Source organism: Pseudomonas sp. LBUM1661 (assembly GCF_059695925.1).
In genome coordinates, this window is sequence record NZ_CP166794.1 from 2,981,556 (window position 1) to 2,998,540 (window position 16,985).

A 16,985-nucleotide genomic window follows, 5' to 3' on the forward strand; every position below is an offset into this window, starting at 1 on the left:
TATGTCTTTGGAGATAAGCCGCGCTCGACGGGTGTTCGGGGCATGGAAGTTGCTCGTCTTTGCTCAAGGCTGAGCAACCGGACGGGGAGTTATCGAACAGTGCAAACACGACCGCAGTGGTGGCCGCTCTGGTTCGGGCGTATCCGCCCCGAACAGGCGCGCAGCGTGCGCAAGCTGTTAGCCGAGTTGCCTTTGTGTCAGGTGCACGCTGACGGTGCCTTGTCGGGTTTTCTGGACCGTTTCGAAGCACTGCTGCCGAGCTGCAAACTGAATCTGATCCTCGGTGGCGAAGACCTGGGGCCGGCACGGCGTGGATTGATCGAGGGCTGTCAGGACGTGGAACGCTGTCCCTGGCGTGACTCGACATTGACTGAAACGGCTCAGGTCTGCGGCCCTTGCCGGCAGCGCGGCGTGCATCGCCTGCTGTGTGCCTTGACGCACAGCGACGATTCGAACAAAGGCGTGCTGCTGCTTGATACCGCACAACCGGTCGGCGCTAGCTGGCGGCAGTTGCTGGAAGAAGCGGCTCAGGCCGTCGGCGTGACCGTGCACGTGGTGCGCCACGCCCGTGAGCAACAGCGTAAACAGGCCACTTCCCGACACGGCGCATTGGCCCGCGAGCTTCACGATTCGGTGGCTCAGCAGTTGGGTTATTTATCGTTCCAGGCGCGTTTGCTGCAATCGCAAGGGGGTGAACCCGCGCAGGCCAATACCGCGTTGCAGGAACTGTGCGGTGGCTTGAGTCAGCTGCAACGCCAGGTGCGCGAGCTGATCACCAGCGCTCGCCTGACCATGGACGGCCGCTCGCTGCGCCAGGCCTTGGCCGATTCCGTCGCGGAGTTCTCGCGGCGCTGCATCATCGTCTTTGAACTGGACAATCGCCTGGCCGACGATGCCTTGAGCCCGGAAACCGAATTGCAGATTCTTCAGATCATTCGCGAAGCGCTGGCCAATGCCGTGCGCCATTCCCACGCGCGGCATGTGCGCATCGAGTTACGGCAAGGCCAGGACGGCTATGCCTCGGTGTCGGTGGAAGATGACGGCATCGGCCTGAGCCCGGCATCCGGCGAGGACAATCATTTTGGCCTGGCAATTATCCGCGAGCGCGCCGCGAGCATTGGCGCCCAGTTGAGCATTGAAGCGATCCGCCCGCACGGTGTGCGCGTACACCTTGGCCTTTGTCGCCACCCAGACCTTCCACAGGAGCGTTTCGATGGATTGCACGAGCTTATTACTGATCGATGATCACCCGTTGTTTCGCAAAGGCCTGGCGCAGCTGTTCGACGCCAGTGACGACTTCGAAGTGGTGGGGCAGGCCGCCAGTGGTCGCGAAGGCATCAACCTGGCCGTGAGCCTGGCGCCGCAGCAGGTGTTGCTTGATCTGCACATGCCGGGCTTGAGCGGTTTACAGGTGCTCGACGAACTGCGTCAGTTGCGCCTCGACTGCCAGGTGGTGGTGCTCACCGCGTCGATGGATCGCGCCGAACTGCTGACCGCGCTGCGCCTGGGCGCCAGTGGTTATGTGCTCAAGGAAACCGAGCCCGATGCATTGCTGGCGTACATGCGCAATTGCCACAAGGGCGCGATCGTCCTGGATGCAACCCTGATTGCCCTGCTCGCTGATCAGGGCGACTCGGCGCAGCGGCCATCGTCGGATGCGGACCCGCTCGACACCGGCAACCTGACCGAGCGCGAGGGGCAAACCCTGGCGCTGATCGCTGCCGGCATGAGCAATAAACAGATCGGCCGCGAACTGGGCATCAGCGATGGCACGGTGAAGATCTATGTGCGCAACCTGTTGCAGAAGCTCAGCCTGCACTCGCGCCTGGAACTGGCGGCGTGGGTGCACAACGGCGCATCGGTACGACACGAGGAGCGCCATTAGATGATGGAAGAGCCAGAGGCATTCGTGCAGGTACCGTCCTTGCACCTGATGGACCGCTTTCCTGCGGCGTTACTCGAACTGCGCGATAACGGCCAGATTGCACACTTCAACCTGGCCTGGGTTGAACTGATGGATCGGCCAGGTCCAGAGCGCCACCTCATCGATTACGTGCACCACGAAGACCGTTCGTTGTGGCGTCAGGCCCTGCATGAACTGCGTCGACGGCCCGAGACCTCCTTCAATCAGCGACTGCGCTTCGTTCATCCTAGCGGGGAACTGCGCTGGTTCGAGGTCAGCCTGAAGCGCGGGCCGCAGGGTTTCTATCTGGTGGCCGGCGACATTACCGCGCACAAACGCCGCGAGATTGCCTTGCAAGCCAGCCAACGCAGCAGCATGAGCCTGCTCGACAGCATGCCGGGGCTGATCTATCGCGGCCGCAACAACCGCGACTGGACCATGGAATTCGTCAGCGCCGGTTGCCTGCAACTGACCGGCTATCCACCGGAGCGACTGGTGGACAACCATGAGTTCACCTACAACAGTCTGATCCTGGCGCAGGATGCCGATTACGTCTGGCGCGAGGTGCAATATGCCCTGTCGCGGCAGGAGCCGTTCGAACTCAATTACCGGATACGCTGCGCCGATCAGTCGATCAAGCATGTCTGGGAAAAGGGCGTCGGGATCTATGCCGACACCCGTGAAGTGTTGGGTATCGAAGGGGCGATTTTCGAGCGTAGTACTGGCAAGGGCCAGGGGCGCTGAACGATGTGGTTGCGTGCGCAAAATGCTGCTTTAACCCTGTTTCCACTGCGAATATAAAATAATGCTGCACGGATTTGTGCGCTTGAAGTCCGGGTCCTTGAAGGCAAGGAAGTCGTCTTTTGCTACCTTCGCTCGCCTCGGGTTTCTGCAAAGATCCTAGCTGCATCTCGAGCCGGTGGCAGGCCAAATACCCGCGCGTAGTCGCGGCTGAACTGGGTAGCGCTTTCATAACCGACCTCCAACGCCGCGTTAGTGACACTTTTGGCGTTGGCCACCAGCAACGTACGCGCCTGAAGCAGTCGAACCCTTTTTTGATATTGCAACGGGCTCAGCGCGGTGACGGCTTTGAAGTGACGGTGACAGGCCGACACGCTCATCGCCGCGTGTTGTGCCAGGGTCTCCACCCGGATGGACTCGGCAAACTCACGGCGAATGTACTGAATGGCCAGGCTGACCCGAGCCATGGCGCTATCGGGCGCCGCGATATCGCGCAGCATCCAGCCGTGTGGGCCTTGTAAAACACGGTACAAAATCTCCCGTTCGTATACAGGCGCCAGGGCCGCAATGTCTTCAGGCCGGGTCATCAAACGAAGCATGCGCACCCAGGCATCCATCAGGTCGGGCGTGACAGCGGCTACCGAAAAACCTGCTTCCTTGTCGTAATGCCCGAAGGGCTTTGGCAGGTCGGACAACAGGGTCGCCAGGACTGTCGGGTCGAGTGTCAGGCTGACTGCCAGGTAAGGCTCGCCGGAAGCGGCGGGGTGTACTTGACCGACCGCAGGCAACTCGATGGACATGACGAAATAGGTCGCCGGGTCATAGCGAAGCGTGCGATCGCCGATGGTCATTGATTTGCTGCCCTGCAGGATCAGGTTGATCATCGGGTCGTAAACGGCGGCCAGCAGGTGCTCGGGGACTTCGCCCTGGACCATGGCCACGCGTGGGATGCCCGTCTCCGTGCGGCGGTTTTCGGCACGGGCAGCCAGCGAGCGAAGTTCATTCAGTTGGTTTGTCATGCAGAACATCTGAACCCAGGCTGATACGCCCAGGCAAGCAAAAAGCAGAAACAGGCAGGATTCGAGCAGGAACGGCTGCGCTCGCTACGAAGGCGATGGTTACTGTGGTGACTCAACTCAGTGACATTGGAGCAGCAAATGAGCGTTATCGTCATTACCGGTGGCAGCCGGGGCATCGGCGCCAGCACGGCCGAACAGTGTGCCCGGCGCGGCATGGGGGTCATCCTCACCTACAAGCGTCATGCTGATTCAGCCGCCTCTGTCGTTCAGCGTATTCAGGCAGCGGGTGGCAAAGCTGTGGCGCTTGAGCTGGACGTTGCTGAGGTGAGTAGCTTCGAGCGCTTCCGAGAAGCGCTGGTGCTCACCTTGCGGACAACGTGGGGTGTGGCCACGCTCGGTGGCCTGGTGAACAACGCGGGACATGGCTTGTTCAATCCCTTGGAATCGGTCACCGAGGCGCAGTTTGACGGCTTGCTGAACGTTCACCTCAAAGGCCCGTTTTTCCTGACTCAAGCCTTGCTGCCGCTGATGGAAGAGGGCGCCAGCATCGTCAACCTGACCAGCGCCACGACCCGCGTGGCCACTGCCGGCGTCGCGCCTTACGCGGCTTTCAAGGGCGGACTCGACGTGCTGACGCGTTACATGGCCAAGGAGTTCGGCCCTCGGCGCATCCGTGCCAACGCCGTCTCGCCGGGGGCGATTCGCACCGAACTCGGTGGCGGCTTGAATGACGAATTCGAAGCGTTGCTCGCCTCGCAAACCGCCCTTGGCCGGGTGGGCGAGCCGGAGGACGTCGCTCGCGTTATCGCCATGCTGCTGTCTGAGGAAGGAAGCTGGATCAATGCCCAGACGATCGAAGTCGCGGGCGGCTATTTTATCTGAATCAGCATCTGAATCCGCATCTGAACAGCGAGGCAACCGCAATGCTTGATCATGTTTTTATCTCGGTCAGCGACGTTGATCGTTCCATCCGTTTCTACACCGCAACACTGACCCCGCTTGGGATTACCGGCAGGCTTGATTACGACGGCAAGGACGGTCCGCCAGGCCATCCGGATCTCAAGGGCTTTGGTGCCAACGGGCGGGTGTTTTTCTGGTTACGCGAAGGCGTGGTGGAGGGGCGGGCAGTTCACGTGGGCTTCGTGGCGAAGAGCAAGGTCGAGGTCAACGCCGCTTACGCGGCAGCTATGGAAAAGGGTGCTGTCGACAACGGTGCACCTGGCGCACGTCTGCATTACGATCCGAATTACTACGCCGCCAATGTCCTTGACCCGGACGGTTACAGTCTCGAATTTGTCTACAAAAACTGGCAGCACGCCCAATGAATAAGCTGATGATCTACGGGGCGACGGGCTATACCGGGCGCATGGCTGCCGAGCAGGCCAAAGCGCAGGGGCTGGACGTTGTGATCGCTGGCCGCAATGGAGAAAGGCTGGCGTCTCTCGCTGCGCAACTGGACGTTCCTTACCGCGTGTTCACACCTGATAACCCGGCGGCAGAATCCCTGGAGGGCATCGGCGTGCTGCTGAACTTCGCAGGGCCTTTTGCTCGGACGGCAGACGCGTTGATGCAAGCCAGTATCAAGGCTGGGGTCGACTATCTGGACATCACGGCCGAGATCAATGTCTATCGGCTGGCGGAACGGCTTGGCGCCGACGCGGCCGAGGCGGGTGTTATGTTGCTGCCCGGAGTCGGCTGGGACGTGGTGCCGACAGACTGCCTGGCACTGCATGTCGCTCGCCGAGTGCAGGACCCGCAGTCGTTGAGCGTGGCGTTGCAGGTCGCGGGCTCCCTGTCACGGGGATCGGCGTTGAGCGTCAGCGAGATTATCAGTGCAGGCCTTTTGGCGCGCGTGGACGGACTGCTGGTCGCCACCCCGGATGCGAAGCCGCGGCACTTCGATTTTGGCGACGGCCCGGTGCTGTGCGCGCCACTGTCTTTCGGTGACTTGGTCACCGGCTGGCACTCCACCGGTATTCGCAACATTTGCATGTTCGTGCACATCACCGGCGATGCCTTTCCTGACGGTGATCTCTCACAACTGCCCGATGGCCCAAGCGCGCAGCAGCGTGAAACCCAGCGCGCCCGCGCCGTGGCTGAAGTCATTGGCGCCGACGGCACAAGTGCGCGTTCCGTGATCGAGACGGTCAACGGCTACACCTACACACCGTTGGCCGCGGTGGAGGCTGCACGCCGAGTGTTGGACGGTGAGCGGCGACCAGGCTTCGAGACGCCTGCGCGGGTGTTTGGCGTCGGATTCGCCGAGACGATTGCCGGGGCGACAATCACCGATTTTCAGGTTGCGACGCCAGAAGCACCTGTTGGCAAGGTCAATGGCGCCGGTTAAATCCTCAGCGATGCAGCCCCTGCAGCGGCGGGCAGGGGCAGTCAACTTGCTGAGTTCCTCCGATTTATCCAAGCAGGTATTCATTCATGAACTGCTTGATCACATCGGTGAAATTCTCATCGGCTGCGAACCCCAGATCCCGGGAGTAGGTAGCGCTAAAGGCTCCCGGCCACGAACCGACGATGCGCTCGATAGCAGGGTTACGCTCCATGCGAATCCGCCCGGCCACTTCTACGCCCGCGGTCTGACGCAGTGCATCGATCATCTGTTCCACGGTAATCGACAGGCCCGGCATGTTGATCACACGACCCTGGGTCAATTGCTCGCTGGAGAGCTCATGCCCATGGATCAGGTTTCGAATGGCCAGTGCTGGCGACATCAGCCAGAGTCGGGTGTCGAGGGGCACCGGGCATACGCTGTGTTGGCCGTTGAGCGGTTCGCGGATGATGCCGCTGGCGAAGCTGGACGCGGCCAGGTTGGGTTTACCCGGACGCACCACAATGGTCGGCATGCGCAGGCTGCGGCCATCGACGAATTCGCGGCGGCTGTAGTCGGCGAGCAACAAGTCGTTCATGGCTTTTTGCGTGCCGTAGGAACTCTGCGGCGCCCAGACGTGATTGTCCTCGACGCGCTCCGGCAACTGCCCACCGAACACCGCGACGGAGCTGGTCATCACCCATTTCGGGCACGTGCCAAGCAGGCGAATGCGTTCGAGCAAGTTTTGCGTCGCGGTGAAGTTGATGCGCATGCCCAGTTCGAAGTCGCCTTCGGCCTGGCTGGACACCACTGCCGCCAAATGGAAGATGCTGTCGGTGGTGTCATCGATCAGGCCGGCCAGCACTTCAGGGTCAGCGATGTCGCCACACACCACCTTGACCCGAGGATCATCAATGCCCTCGAGCGCGACCCTGTCGAAGGCAACGATTTGCCTGATGGCTTGGGACTGGCCGGCGCGGTCGGTGAGCGAGCCACGCAACAGCAGGGCTTCGATGAGGCGGCGGCCGAGGAAGCCGGCTGCACCGGTCACGAGAATGTTCATGAGTTACTCCAAACGTCAGTGGTTGACGAGCTTTCCGGGAATTCTGAAGACCAGCAGGGCGCCCAGGAACAGCGCGCTTGCCATCACATACATGCCGATCGTGGTGCTGTGGGTCGTGTCTTTGAGGAAGCCCATCAAGTACGGCGAGACAAAGCCCGCCAGGTTGCCCCACGAGTTGATCAAGGCAATGCCGGCGGCCGCTGCGGTGCCGCCGAGGAAGGCAGTCGGCAGGCTCCAGAACAAGGGCAGGGTGCTCATGGCTCCCATCGAGCCAAGGGTCAGGCCGATCATGGAAACGGTGAAGTTGTCGCTCCACGTGGCGGAGATGAACAGGCCGACACCGCCGAGCACGGCGGTCAGCGCCAGGTGCCAGCGACGCTCGCGCAGCCGGTCAGCGCTGCGCGAAACCAGGATCATGGTCAGCGCGGCGGCGGCATAAGGGATGGCGGTGAGCATTCCGACTTGCAAGACATCGCTGACCCCGGCCTGGCGGATCAACGTCGGCAGCCAGAAACCCACGGTGTAGAAACCGGCGATCATGCAGAAATAGATGGCCGTCAGCAGCCAGATGCGCGGCTGCAGGAACACCTCTTTGAGGCTGTGTTTTTGATGGCCAGCGGACTCGGCGTCGATGCGGGTCTGCAGCAGGTGTTTCTCTTCGCGGGTGAGCCAGCCGGCCTTGGAGATGCGGTCGCTGAGGCAAAAAATCACCAGAATCCCGACGGCAATCGAGGGCAACCCTTCGAGGAAAAACAGCCATTGCCAACCGGCAAAGCCATGGGTGCCGTTGAAGGCGCTCATGATCCAGCCGGACAATGGCGCGCCAATCAGTCCGGACAGCGGCACTGCCGTGGCGAACAGCGCATACATCTTGCCGCGGCGATGGGTGGGGAACCAGTAAGACAGGTAGAGGATGACGCCCGGGTAGAACCCGGCTTCGGCGAGCCCCAGCAGGAAACGCATGATGTAGAAGGACATCGGCGTGCTGACCAATGCCATGGCGGAAGAGATGATTCCCCAGCTGATCATGATGCGTGCGATCCACAAGCGCGCGCCGACGCGATGCAGGATCAGGTTGCTGGGAATTTCCACGAGGAAGTACGCAATGAAGAAGATCCCTGCGCCAAGACCATAGACGGCTTCGGAAAATTGCAGATCGTCGGACATTTGCAGTTTGGCGAAACCCACGTTCACCCGATCCAGGTAGGCGACGAGGTAGCACAGCAACAACAGCGGCAGGATTCGCCACGCGACTTTGCGATACGCCAAGTCCTCGAAGCGATCAGCGGGCACGGTGGTGCCGGTTTGAATCACTGATTCAGTCATGTGTTTCCCCCATCCTTATTTTTGTAGTGGGTGACTTTGTTTTTATCGGATTACATGAAGTGCCGGTTTTTTATCATAATACGTCATACGAATTCAAGCGCCGACACTCAAGGAGGACGGCGGGTCTAAAATGCAGTACCGTTCACCGATTTGAGCCCAGAGATGCCTATGCCCACGCCTGATAAATCTTCCTGTGCCGCCGATGCGCTGGCTGTCCTGAAGGATTCCGCCAAGGGCACGCTGTCTGATCAGGTCACCGCGGCCCTCAAGGCCTACATCGCCAATGGTGAAGTGCTGCCGGGCGCTCGCCTGCCTACGGAGCCCGTGCTCGCGGAGCGTTTCGGGGTGAGCAGGACGGTCATCCGCGAGGCGATCTCGCGCCTGAAGTCAGCCGGTCTGGTCGAGGTTCGCCAAGGCAGCGGGACGGTGGTCAGCGAAGGCGCGCACATCAAGGCGTTCACGATCGATCTGGATGTCTGCGGGTCGATCGAGGCGGTACTGCGGGTGACCGAGTTACGCCGTGGCATCGAAGGGGAAGCGGCGGCACTGGCGGCGCAGCGCCATTCACCCGCGCAACTGGAGGCCATCCACCAGGCGCTGAAGGCCATCGATGCCGCCGAGCAGGCGGGTCGCGATGGTGTCGAGGAAGACCTGGCGTTCCATCACTCGATTTCCAAAGCGACGGGCAATCCGCTGTACCCGTCACTGCACGAGTTCATCGCTCAATTCATCAAAGAGGCGATCCGCATCACGCGCTCCAACGAGGAGCGCCGCCGCGACCTGGCCAAGACCGTGCGGGTCGAGCACTTTGCGGTGTACGCGGCCATCGCCGCCAGTGACCCTGACGGTGCGCGCAAAGCCGCGCTCAACCACATCAACAATGCGGTTGAGCGGCTCAAGAGTGCCGATCCTTCGTTCTGGCAGAATCCGGGGGCGAGGACGTCGTAATAACCGCTCGCTATGCAAACACCTGATTGGTGTTCGCTTGCGTGAGTACCTGCAAAATCCAGTCAAGTCAGCTACCGTGCCAGTTTTCAGGTAACTCAGCGGCGGGCCCAACCGGGCTCGAGACAAAGGAGAGGTGAAGAATGGATTCATTTAGCGTTCGCGAGCTGAAAAGGACTGACGCTGAAGCGTTGCTGGCGTTTGAAATTCATAACCGTGAATGGTTTGAAACGCATATCGATGCGCGTGACCCTTCCTTCTACTCGTTGCAGGGTGTCGCCGATCACATTGAAGGCTACTTGGCCGATTTTGCCATCGGCGCCTGGCACCCGTTTGTGATCGAAGATGCCAGTGAAACAATAGTGGGTCGAGCCAACCTGAAAAGCATCGACTTGTCCCGGCGGTCCGCAGAAGTCGGCTATCGGATAGCGCAAAGCGTTTGCGGTCAGGGGCTGGCAACACTGGCGCTGAAGCATCTGATCCAGGAGGCACAGGTGCGGTGGGAACTGACGCACCTGGTGGCTTATGTCTACGAGGAAAATGTGGGTTCAAGGAAAGTGCTTGATCGCTGCGGATTCCTGCCTGAACAACCGTCTGGTAACGACAAAAGCGGCGATGAACGCCGGTTTGTGCTGACGATTTAGACGACGAAACTCCTCAGGTTTCACCTCGTGTAGGAAGCGTGTATCTGCTTTTTCAACAGCGGCGGAGGGCGCGTGTTTAAGCGCCTTCAGGTTTACTTCCTGAAAGCTACAAAACCTTGCGCCGTTGCCTACGGGTACGCCAGAATCCGCCGGCTTGTGCGCCTTGGGGTCCGTCGGTAACTTGAGTCCTGTCACTGATTGTCAGTGATCGGGTTTAGCAGCCCGCGTTAACTCGGCTGTGCATGCATCTGTCCTGTAGGTATTTCATACCTGTACTTGATGGTAGCTGTACGTAGGGCGCCCTCGGGCGCGCCGGATTGCTGAGTTACCCGGTCTGCTAACCTGCGTGCAGCTGCCACCCTCTTCGTTTAGCAGCAAGGGGGTTGGCACATCATTAGGTAACTCAGCATATGAAAAAACCTACACCGAACCCGCCGGAAACCGATCCCGTTTCTCCGTACGAACCCGGTTCTAAAAAGCTCAACGACGCCGCCGAAGCCGCCCTCGACTTCCACTTCGCATCAATTGCCGACATCAAAGCCACACCGCGCACACCCAACAAGGGTTTTTCCGTCGACCCAGAGAGCGATACCGAATCGCTGGTGGTTTATCTGGTCGAGACGCTGGCCTCGGTCGATGTGATGGTCCATCAGTTGGTGGATCATCTGGACGGTGAGTCGCGTTATGCGCTGCTGGGCATTTCCAACAGCGTCATGCTGGCGGAGATCACGGCCAATCGAGTGCTGGATCAGATTGATCCGCCGGAGTAAGGGCGGTCTGAGGTGAGATAGGCGAGGGGCCTGTGTATCGCTATGTATCCGGTGCCGCTATCCGGAGACTGGCTTACAAATGCCCCTCGATCCGGATACATCCGGGATACACGGTTGCAGTCAAATAGCCCTGCCTTGGCGAGAAAGCAAACGCGCCTCGCACCACGGCTTACCGCCCCTGTGGCATTGACCCTGGCGGCCTGGCCTCACACTGTATCCGGAGTAATTACCATGTCCCGTATGTCGAACAAATCCCGCATTGGCCTGATCGCAGTTGCACTGGCCGGCAGCCTGAACCTCGCCTCAAGCGCTTTTGCCGCTGACGCACTGCCACAAGGCTACCAACTCGCCGCGGCTGAAAAAACCGGCGAAGGCAAGTGTGGCGAAGGCAAGTGCGGTGCCAGCGAAACCGGCGCCAAAGCCACCAAGACCAGCGAAGGCAAATGCGGTGAAGGCAAGTGCGGCGACGCGTCCTTCGCCCGTACCGACACTGACCATGATGGCCGCGTTTCCCTGAAAGAATTGCTGACCGTGGCCCCGCAGGGTGGTGAGGAATTCAAGGCGATGGACACCAACAACGACGGTTTCCTCTCCGAAGGCGAGGTCTACAAGTTCCGCACCAACCAATACACCTCCAACGGCAAAAAAGTACCGACCGAGCTGTTCACCAAATTGAGCAAAGCCAAGAGCTGATCGTGCTGGGTCGCTCAAGCCTCCCCGGGTTCGCGCTCTGGGAGGTTTTTTTATGGCTGGCGTTTATGCGTGAAGCGTGCGTGCAAGCCCGTGCCAAATACGCTGATTCATCGCAAGTTCGAGACCTGGTTGCTCGAACAGGGAAACATCGAAGCGGCACGACAAGCCGCGCCAGCGGCGCAAGCACAGTGACCACTCGGCGTTCAGCCCTTGGCGCGGTGACGCAAGCGTGAGTAAGAAATCAGCATGCTGGTCAGTTCTTGTGTGACTCGGCTGAACGGTGGCACTCGACGGCTGATCAAGCACACCTCACATGATTCCAACGGCTCCCGAATCGAAAGGCTGATTAGCGACGAAGAAAACAACTTCATGCTGGGAAGCAGGCAGGGCTCAACGGTCAGGTAATCCGTCTCGGAGATGATGTGAAGGATTTCCAGCAGCGACTCGGTAGTGATCGCGATCTTCGGCGGGGGTAAGCCTTGGGCTTTGAACAATTCGTTCAGCTGGTTCTCCGCGCTACCGACAACCCCAGCGGGCCGGACGCTGATCCACTGGCAATCAGCCAAGTCGCGCACTGAGCGAGCCCCTGACAGGGGATGTCCCTTGCGTGCAATAACACTGGCTTTCGAGCTGTACAGCCGCTCAATGTGCAGGTCGATATCGCAGACCGTTGGACTCAGGGGGCACATCACGAAATCGAGCCGGCCTGTTCGAATCATCTCGATCAGCATTTTCGTTTTTCCACTGGCGACATGCAGCTGCACGTTTGGAAATCGGCTAGTAAAACTGCTGAAGACCGGCATTAAACACGCCGCCAATGATTCTGCTGTCACACCCAATGAGACTCGCCCCTCAGGCACACCATTCCATTGGCGGACGTCTTGTACCGCGCAATCGCAATCCAGAATGATCGAGCGTGCCCGAGTCAGGAAAACCTTACCGGCCAGGGTCAGGCTGATGCCTTGATTGGAACGCACCAACAAGGTGACCCCGAGTTCTCTTTCCAGGCTTTGAATCGACTCTGTCAGCGTACTTTGCGCAGCGTCCAGTGTGCGTGCCGCCGCACGAAAGCTGCCCATGTCGACCACTGAGCAGAAGGCTCGCAGCTGGATTAGTTTCATGAAGCCCAGTCTCCAGGAGCGTGGTCGGTAGAGACAAAACATTTGTCGGCGCTTGTGGTGTTCATGGCTGAATTTTCAAGGGAAAGGGCGTTGAAGATTGATATAAGTCGCAAGCGATCAAATCGTATGTGATTTTAGAATGTTCAATTAAACACCTGACGATGTCAAAGCGGACGATGCTTGTTGGCGACGAGCGGTTGGTCAAGATTAAGCGCGAGTGGCAGCGGAGGGGCGGGCGGAAAAGCCGAAGGTGATCGGTTTTTCCGTTCTATCCGGCGCCTTGAACGTGACGATAAAATCAGTCCTGTCAGATAGTTACGTGCTTTAGTTCTATTTGAATGTCATCAATACAATCAGGAATCACTGATGAGCAAAATCGAAAAAGTCTTGGCAACCGGTCAATCGCATACCACCTTGAGCAGTTCCGGCAACACGTCGCGCGGGCACAACGGCAAACTCGACATTGCATTGTCAACGCCGGGTTCCGCGCAGCCGGCCCATGTATTTACAGCGACCCAACCGCACCCCACCGCTGAGCAATTGTTTGCCGGGGCGTGGTCAGCTTGCTACATCGCAGCCCTTGGCCATGCGGCTAAAGCGTTGAAGGTTACGATTCCAGCCGATGTATCCGTCGACATCGAGATCGACCTGGGTCAAACCGACAGCGGTTACCTGCTTCAGGCGGGGTTCAATGTGCATTTGCCAGGCCTGTCTCATGAGATGGCTTCGGCTATCGCACATGCAGCGGATCAGATGTGCCCGTACTCGAAGGCAACGCGCGGCAACATCGACGTTTACTTTAATGTCCAGACATCGTGACTGAACGGGTTGCTTAATGACCGAGCCATTTAAGCCATACCGCTTCTAATTGAATTTTTCCGTGCCTGGTTATAGCGGGTAGACGTTTAGTTGCCGCTATGCCTGCCTGCTGTAATACGCGTTATTGAATCGAACTAAGCATGACCCATTGTCGTTGGCCCCTTTTAACAAGGCGCTCTACGCGTAACTTCGCGCCTCAGGAGCCTGTATGCCAAAACAAATAAAACAACTCTCCCTGACCAGACGCACATTTTGCGGCGCTGCCGCCGTGACCTGTGCTGTTGCACCGTTAGGGTTACTCGGTTTCTCAAACAGGATTGATGCAATGACGACTACAACAACAAAAACAGACAGTGTTTCCACCGAAATACGGCCGTTCCATTTCAGCGCCAAAGAGTCAGATCTTTCAGAGCTCCGCAGACGTATTCAAGCAACAAGATGGCCGGATAAGGAGCTCGTCAGTGACTCATCCCAAGGTGTGCAACTGGCAACGATTCAGAAGCTGGCCAACCACTGGGCGACAAACTACGACTGGCGAGTGATTGAATCCAAAATAAACGCAGTTCCAAACTTCATCACCCATATTGATGGCTTGGATATCCATTTTATTCATGTCCGCTCAAAGCACGAGAATGCCTTGCCACTGCTGATGGCGCACGGATGGCCTGGATCGATCATTGAATTGATGAAAGTCATTGGACCGCTCACCGATCCCACAGCGCACGGTGGCAGTGCCGCCGATGCGTTCAGCGTGGTGATTCCGTCGATGCCGGGTTACGGCTTCTCCGAGAAACCGACCGTGCCCGGTTGGAATCCGGTGCGTATCGCCGATGCCTACATCGAGTTGATGAAGCGTCTCGGGTACACCCGGTATGGCGCGCAAGGGGGTGACTGGGGCGCTATCGTTGTCGATCTGATGGCGGTAAAGGCACCAACCGGCTTGATCGGTATTCATTCGAACATGCCGGGCGTCATCCCGCCTGAACTTGACGCGGCGCTGTTTCGCGGCGAGCCCGTACCCGGCGGTCTTTCCGATGAGGAGAAGCTGGCGGCTGATCAACTCGCCAACACCTACAAGCACATCGGCTACGCCATCATGATGGGCGACAGGCCCCAGTCGCTGACAGGTCTTGCTGACTCACCCGTAGGTTTGGCGGCGTTCATGCTTGACCACGATCCTAAAAGCTACGAGATGATTGCGCGCTCCATTGACGGCCACGCGGAAGGGCTCACCCCCGATGACGTCCTCGACAACATCACCTTGTTCTGGCTGACCAATACCGCCGTGTCTTCCGGGCGGCTCTATTGGGAAAACAGGTCAACATTCTTCGCCGTCAAGGGCGTCAACATTCCGGTCGCGGTGAGCGTATTTCCGGATGAACTGTATGCGGCGCCGAAAAGCTGGTCGCAGAAGGCCTATCCCAAACTCGTGCATTACAACAGGCTGCCCAAAGGGGGGCACTTTGCGGCGTGGGAGCAGCCAGGGGTGTTCTCACAGGAAGTTCGGGCCGGGTTCAAGTCACTGAGGTAAGCGACAAGTCCCCAGGCAATGAAGTCCTGATCCTGGTTGTATGAAGGGCAGGGGGCTCGGTTCGGATCGTTGATCGCCATGCGTGAAGGGATCCGAATCGCGCCACCAGAATGTGAAGTCGCATCTACCGTTCGTCGTCTACGCGCAAAATAATATTTGACATCGCCGGGGCTTTGATTGAATATTTATCCATCGCATACGATTCAATCGAAAGCGACAACAAGCCCACGCATTGCCGTTTGGAGATCAGCCATGAACACCGGAAGCAGCTACAACAAGTCCTTCTCTACCGATCACGCTTTCCATGGCCACAACGGCAACAACTGGATCACAGCAGCGGGCAACTGATAAACGTTGCCTTTTTTAATCATATAAATGACGCATGCGATCAAATCGTATACATCAATTAACTTCTGAGGAAACACCCATGAGCAAGATCGAAAAAGTACTGGCAACCGGCAAAACCCACACCACCCTCAGCGGTGCCGACACGACCTTGCGCGGTCATAACGGCAACCTCGATATCGTGCTGTCCTCGCCAGGTTCCGCTCAGCCGGCACACGTTTTCGCCGCGACTCAGCCCCATCCGAAAGCCGAGCAACTGTTTGCCGGTGCTTGGTCGGCCTGCTACACCGCTGCGGTCGGGCTGGTGGCCCAGGAACGCAACATCGTGTTGCCGGCGGACCTGGCCGTCGACATCGAAGTGGACCTGGGCCAGACTGGTCCGGCCTATTTCCTTCAGGCCCGTCTGACCCTGCGCGTGCCGGGGCTGGCGCACGATGTGGCGACCGAACTGGCGCACATCGCCGACTCCATCTGCCCGTACTCGAAGGCGACACGCGGCAATATCGATGTTGCCCTGAACGTAATTACGGCGTGATGCCTGGACGCATCTTTATCATCGCAAGCGCGTACGAATCATAAACCTGTAAACCTGAGGGAATCATCATGAGCAAGATCGAAAAAGTACTGGTCACCGGCAAAACCCACACCACCCACAACAGTGCGGGCAACACGTCGCGCGGCCATAACGGCAGCCTCGACATCACGCTTTCATCGCCCGGCAGCGCCAAGCCGGAACACGAGCTCATCGCGGTCCAGCCGCACCCGAAAGCCGAGCAATTGTTCGCCGGTGCGTGGTCGGCCTGCTACATCGCAGCGGTGGGGCTGGCCGCCCAACAGATGAAGGTGACGCTGCCGGCCGACACGGCCGTCGACATCGAGGTGGATCTGGGCCAGACCGGGCCAGCCTACTTCCTCCAGGCCCGATTGACCCTGCGAGTGCCGGGTCTGGATCATGGAGTCGCGACGGAACTGGCGCACAACGCCGATCAAATCTGCCCGTACTCCAAAGCAACACGCGGCAACATTGACGTCGCTATCAACGTCCTTACCGCGTAACGCAACGCACCGTCAGCTCGCCAGGGGCCATCCCTGGCGAGCCGGTTGTTGACGTACAGACGTGATGGCCTTGGGTAATGATTGCAAACCGTGTGAGCACTTCCGACACCATCGCATGCGATGTATAGTTTGCCCATGCGGTCCCTCCGCCTTTGGCCAAAGAGAATGCTCATGAAATCCACTGACAAAAAAACCTCCGCACTGGACCTGAAGCTTTCCGACTTCCTGTGTTTTGCGGTCTATTCCTCTAACCTCGCCTTCGGCAAGGCTTACAAGCCGATGCTTGAACGGCTCGGCCTCACCTATACGCAATACATCACCCTGGTGGCGCTGTGGGAAGAAGACAACCAGACAGTCGGCAGCCTCGGCGAAAAGCTATTCCTCGAATCCAATACCCTCACACCGATCCTGAAAAAGCTGGAAGGCATGGGCTATGTGTTGCGCCAGCGTGACCCCCAAGACGAGCGGCAGGTGCGGATCAGTCTGACGAAAGAAGGGCGCAAATTGCGTGAAGGCCTGTCGGAAGATGGCTTCCCGCAAACCGGTCTTGATCCTGACGACTTCGTGCAAATGCAGAAGGCCATTGTCAAATTACGCAGCAATCTCATCCGTACGACGAAAGACAGGAGCTAAGTCGTATCGAGTAAAAATGGTCATCAGTTACTGGGCGACCGATTGATTACCAC

The 16,985-nt window shown here is 58.7% G+C and carries 19 protein-coding genes; 15 read left to right on the forward strand and 4 right to left on the reverse strand.

Annotation, left to right across the window (positions count from 1 at the left end):
* Positions 1-99: 99 nt before the first annotated feature.
* From ACA057_RS13615 to ACA057_RS13625, 3 genes are read left to right on the forward strand one after another with little or no spacing between them, the layout of a single operon-like run.
* The gene (locus tag ACA057_RS13615; protein ID WP_497349119.1) at positions 100-1,245 is read left to right on the forward strand and encodes a sensor histidine kinase; all 1,146 of its coding nucleotides are present in this window, start codon (positions 100-102) and stop codon (positions 1,243-1,245) included.
* Positions 1,214-1,885: a response regulator gene (locus ACA057_RS13620; protein WP_497349121.1), complete on the forward strand. Its 672-nt coding sequence runs from the start codon at positions 1,214-1,216 to the stop codon at positions 1,883-1,885. Before ACA057_RS13615 ends, ACA057_RS13620 begins: the two co-directional genes overlap by 32 nt.
* Entirely contained in the window at positions 1,886-2,647 is a 762-nt protein-coding gene (locus ACA057_RS13625; RefSeq protein WP_497349123.1) for a PAS domain-containing protein, read from the forward strand. It begins immediately after the preceding gene.
* 122 nt (positions 2,648-2,769) lie between these two features.
* Here the strand turns inward: ACA057_RS13625 and ACA057_RS13630 are convergent, their stop codons facing one another.
* Entirely contained in the window at positions 2,770-3,663 is an 894-nt protein-coding gene (locus ACA057_RS13630) for an AraC family transcriptional regulator (RefSeq protein WP_497349125.1), read from the reverse strand.
* A gap of 138 nt (positions 3,664-3,801) precedes the next feature.
* Here ACA057_RS13630 and ACA057_RS13635 point away from each other — a divergent pair, with 138 nt between their 5' ends.
* Genes ACA057_RS13635 through ACA057_RS13645 form a run of 3 tightly spaced genes read left to right on the forward strand, consistent with a single transcriptional unit; the run spans position 3,802 to position 6,010 of the window.
* Complete coding sequence (locus tag ACA057_RS13635; protein ID WP_497349127.1) at positions 3,802-4,545, forward strand: SDR family NAD(P)-dependent oxidoreductase; 744 nt, start codon at positions 3,802-3,804, stop codon at positions 4,543-4,545.
* Positions 4,546-4,586: 41 nt separating this feature from the next.
* Positions 4,587-4,988, forward strand: a complete 402-nt coding sequence (locus ACA057_RS13640) for a VOC family protein (protein ID WP_497349129.1) — start codon at positions 4,587-4,589, stop codon at positions 4,986-4,988.
* On the forward strand, positions 4,985-6,010 hold the full coding sequence (locus ACA057_RS13645) for a saccharopine dehydrogenase family protein (RefSeq protein ID WP_497349131.1): 1,026 nt from the start codon (positions 4,985-4,987) through the stop codon (positions 6,008-6,010). The genes ACA057_RS13640 and ACA057_RS13645 overlap by 4 nt, the downstream gene beginning before the upstream one ends.
* A 64-nt stretch (positions 6,011-6,074) precedes the next feature.
* Here the strand turns inward: ACA057_RS13645 and denD are convergent, their stop codons facing one another.
* On the reverse strand, positions 6,075-7,049 hold the full coding sequence (gene denD / locus ACA057_RS13650) for a D-erythronate dehydrogenase (RefSeq protein WP_497349133.1): 975 nt from the start codon (positions 7,047-7,049) through the stop codon (positions 6,075-6,077).
* A gap of 15 nt (positions 7,050-7,064) precedes the next feature.
* Positions 7,065-8,375 (reverse strand): MFS transporter, encoded by a 1,311-nt coding sequence (locus ACA057_RS13655; protein WP_497349135.1) that lies wholly within the window; start codon positions 8,373-8,375, stop codon positions 7,065-7,067.
* Between the two features lie 162 nt (positions 8,376-8,537).
* Here ACA057_RS13655 and ACA057_RS13660 point away from each other — a divergent pair, with 162 nt between their 5' ends.
* The 4 genes from ACA057_RS13660 to ACA057_RS13675 all read left to right on the forward strand — a co-directional run bounded on the left by ACA057_RS13660 (position 8,538) and on the right by ACA057_RS13675 (position 11,427).
* Complete coding sequence (locus ACA057_RS13660; protein WP_497349137.1) at positions 8,538-9,323, forward strand: FadR/GntR family transcriptional regulator; 786 nt, start codon at positions 8,538-8,540, stop codon at positions 9,321-9,323.
* 140 nt (positions 9,324-9,463) lie between these two features.
* A complete protein-coding gene (locus ACA057_RS13665; RefSeq protein ID WP_497349139.1) occupies positions 9,464-9,964 on the forward strand; it encodes a GNAT family N-acetyltransferase in 501 nt (166 codons plus the stop codon).
* Positions 9,965-10,374: 410 nt separating this feature from the next.
* Positions 10,375-10,734 carry a DUF6124 family protein gene (locus tag ACA057_RS13670; protein WP_497349141.1) on the forward strand — a complete coding sequence of 120 codons (360 nt, stop codon included), beginning with the start codon at positions 10,375-10,377 and terminating at the stop codon, positions 10,732-10,734.
* A 231-nt stretch (positions 10,735-10,965) separates the two neighbouring features.
* Entirely contained in the window at positions 10,966-11,427 is a 462-nt protein-coding gene (locus tag ACA057_RS13675) for an HvfA family oxazolone/thioamide-modified RiPP metallophore (RefSeq protein ID WP_497349143.1), read from the forward strand.
* Between the two features lie 203 nt (positions 11,428-11,630).
* Here the strand turns inward: ACA057_RS13675 and ACA057_RS13680 are convergent, their stop codons facing one another.
* Positions 11,631-12,548, reverse strand: coding sequence for a LysR substrate-binding domain-containing protein (locus ACA057_RS13680; protein WP_497349145.1), 918 nt, complete (start codon positions 12,546-12,548; stop codon positions 11,631-11,633).
* Between the two features lie 366 nt (positions 12,549-12,914).
* On the opposite strand from ACA057_RS13680, the gene ACA057_RS13685 reads away from it, so the two are divergent.
* The 5 genes from ACA057_RS13685 (at position 12,915) to ACA057_RS13705 (ending at position 16,932) form a co-directional block, all read left to right on the forward strand.
* On the forward strand, positions 12,915-13,367 hold the full coding sequence (locus tag ACA057_RS13685) for an Ohr family peroxiredoxin (RefSeq protein WP_497349147.1): 453 nt from the start codon (positions 12,915-12,917) through the stop codon (positions 13,365-13,367).
* A gap of 208 nt (positions 13,368-13,575) precedes the next feature.
* Positions 13,576-14,898 carry an epoxide hydrolase family protein gene (locus tag ACA057_RS13690; protein ID WP_497349149.1) on the forward strand — a complete coding sequence of 441 codons (1,323 nt, stop codon included), beginning with the start codon at positions 13,576-13,578 and terminating at the stop codon, positions 14,896-14,898.
* 427 nt (positions 14,899-15,325) lie between these two features.
* Complete coding sequence (locus ACA057_RS13695; RefSeq protein WP_401361266.1) at positions 15,326-15,778, forward strand: Ohr family peroxiredoxin; 453 nt, start codon at positions 15,326-15,328, stop codon at positions 15,776-15,778.
* A 68-nt stretch (positions 15,779-15,846) separates the two neighbouring features.
* Complete coding sequence (locus ACA057_RS13700; RefSeq protein WP_497349152.1) at positions 15,847-16,299, forward strand: Ohr family peroxiredoxin; 453 nt, start codon at positions 15,847-15,849, stop codon at positions 16,297-16,299.
* A 171-nt stretch (positions 16,300-16,470) separates the two neighbouring features.
* The gene (locus tag ACA057_RS13705; protein WP_497349154.1) at positions 16,471-16,932 is read left to right on the forward strand and encodes a MarR family winged helix-turn-helix transcriptional regulator; all 462 of its coding nucleotides are present in this window, start codon (positions 16,471-16,473) and stop codon (positions 16,930-16,932) included.
* Positions 16,933-16,985: the final 53 nt, after the last annotated feature.

Coding starts and splice junctions, on each gene's coding strand:
- ACA057_RS13620 (WP_497349121.1), top strand. CDS start 1,214: ATGGATTGCACGAGCTTATTACTGATCGATGATCACCCGTTGTTTCGC.
- ACA057_RS13625 (WP_497349123.1), top strand. CDS start 1,886: ATGATGGAAGAGCCAGAGGCATTCGTGCAGGTACCGTCCTTGCACCTG.
- ACA057_RS13630 (WP_497349125.1), bottom strand. CDS start 3,663: ATGACAAACCAACTGAATGAACTTCGCTCGCTGGCTGCCCGTGCCGAA.
- ACA057_RS13635 (WP_497349127.1), top strand. CDS start 3,802: ATGAGCGTTATCGTCATTACCGGTGGCAGCCGGGGCATCGGCGCCAGC.
- ACA057_RS13640 (WP_497349129.1), top strand. CDS start 4,587: ATGCTTGATCATGTTTTTATCTCGGTCAGCGACGTTGATCGTTCCATC.
- ACA057_RS13645 (WP_497349131.1), top strand. CDS start 4,985: ATGAATAAGCTGATGATCTACGGGGCGACGGGCTATACCGGGCGCATG.
- denD (WP_497349133.1), bottom strand. CDS start 7,049: ATGAACATTCTCGTGACCGGTGCAGCCGGCTTCCTCGGCCGCCGCCTC.
- ACA057_RS13655 (WP_497349135.1), bottom strand. CDS start 8,375: ATGACTGAATCAGTGATTCAAACCGGCACCACCGTGCCCGCTGATCGC.
- ACA057_RS13660 (WP_497349137.1), top strand. CDS start 8,538: ATGCCTATGCCCACGCCTGATAAATCTTCCTGTGCCGCCGATGCGCTG.
- ACA057_RS13665 (WP_497349139.1), top strand. CDS start 9,464: ATGGATTCATTTAGCGTTCGCGAGCTGAAAAGGACTGACGCTGAAGCG.
- ACA057_RS13670 (WP_497349141.1), top strand. CDS start 10,375: ATGAAAAAACCTACACCGAACCCGCCGGAAACCGATCCCGTTTCTCCG.
- ACA057_RS13675 (WP_497349143.1), top strand. CDS start 10,966: ATGTCCCGTATGTCGAACAAATCCCGCATTGGCCTGATCGCAGTTGCA.
- ACA057_RS13680 (WP_497349145.1), bottom strand. CDS start 12,548: ATGAAACTAATCCAGCTGCGAGCCTTCTGCTCAGTGGTCGACATGGGC.
- ACA057_RS13685 (WP_497349147.1), top strand. CDS start 12,915: ATGAGCAAAATCGAAAAAGTCTTGGCAACCGGTCAATCGCATACCACC.
- ACA057_RS13690 (WP_497349149.1), top strand. CDS start 13,576: ATGCCAAAACAAATAAAACAACTCTCCCTGACCAGACGCACATTTTGC.
- ACA057_RS13695 (WP_401361266.1), top strand. CDS start 15,326: ATGAGCAAGATCGAAAAAGTACTGGCAACCGGCAAAACCCACACCACC.
- ACA057_RS13700 (WP_497349152.1), top strand. CDS start 15,847: ATGAGCAAGATCGAAAAAGTACTGGTCACCGGCAAAACCCACACCACC.
- ACA057_RS13705 (WP_497349154.1), top strand. CDS start 16,471: ATGAAATCCACTGACAAAAAAACCTCCGCACTGGACCTGAAGCTTTCC.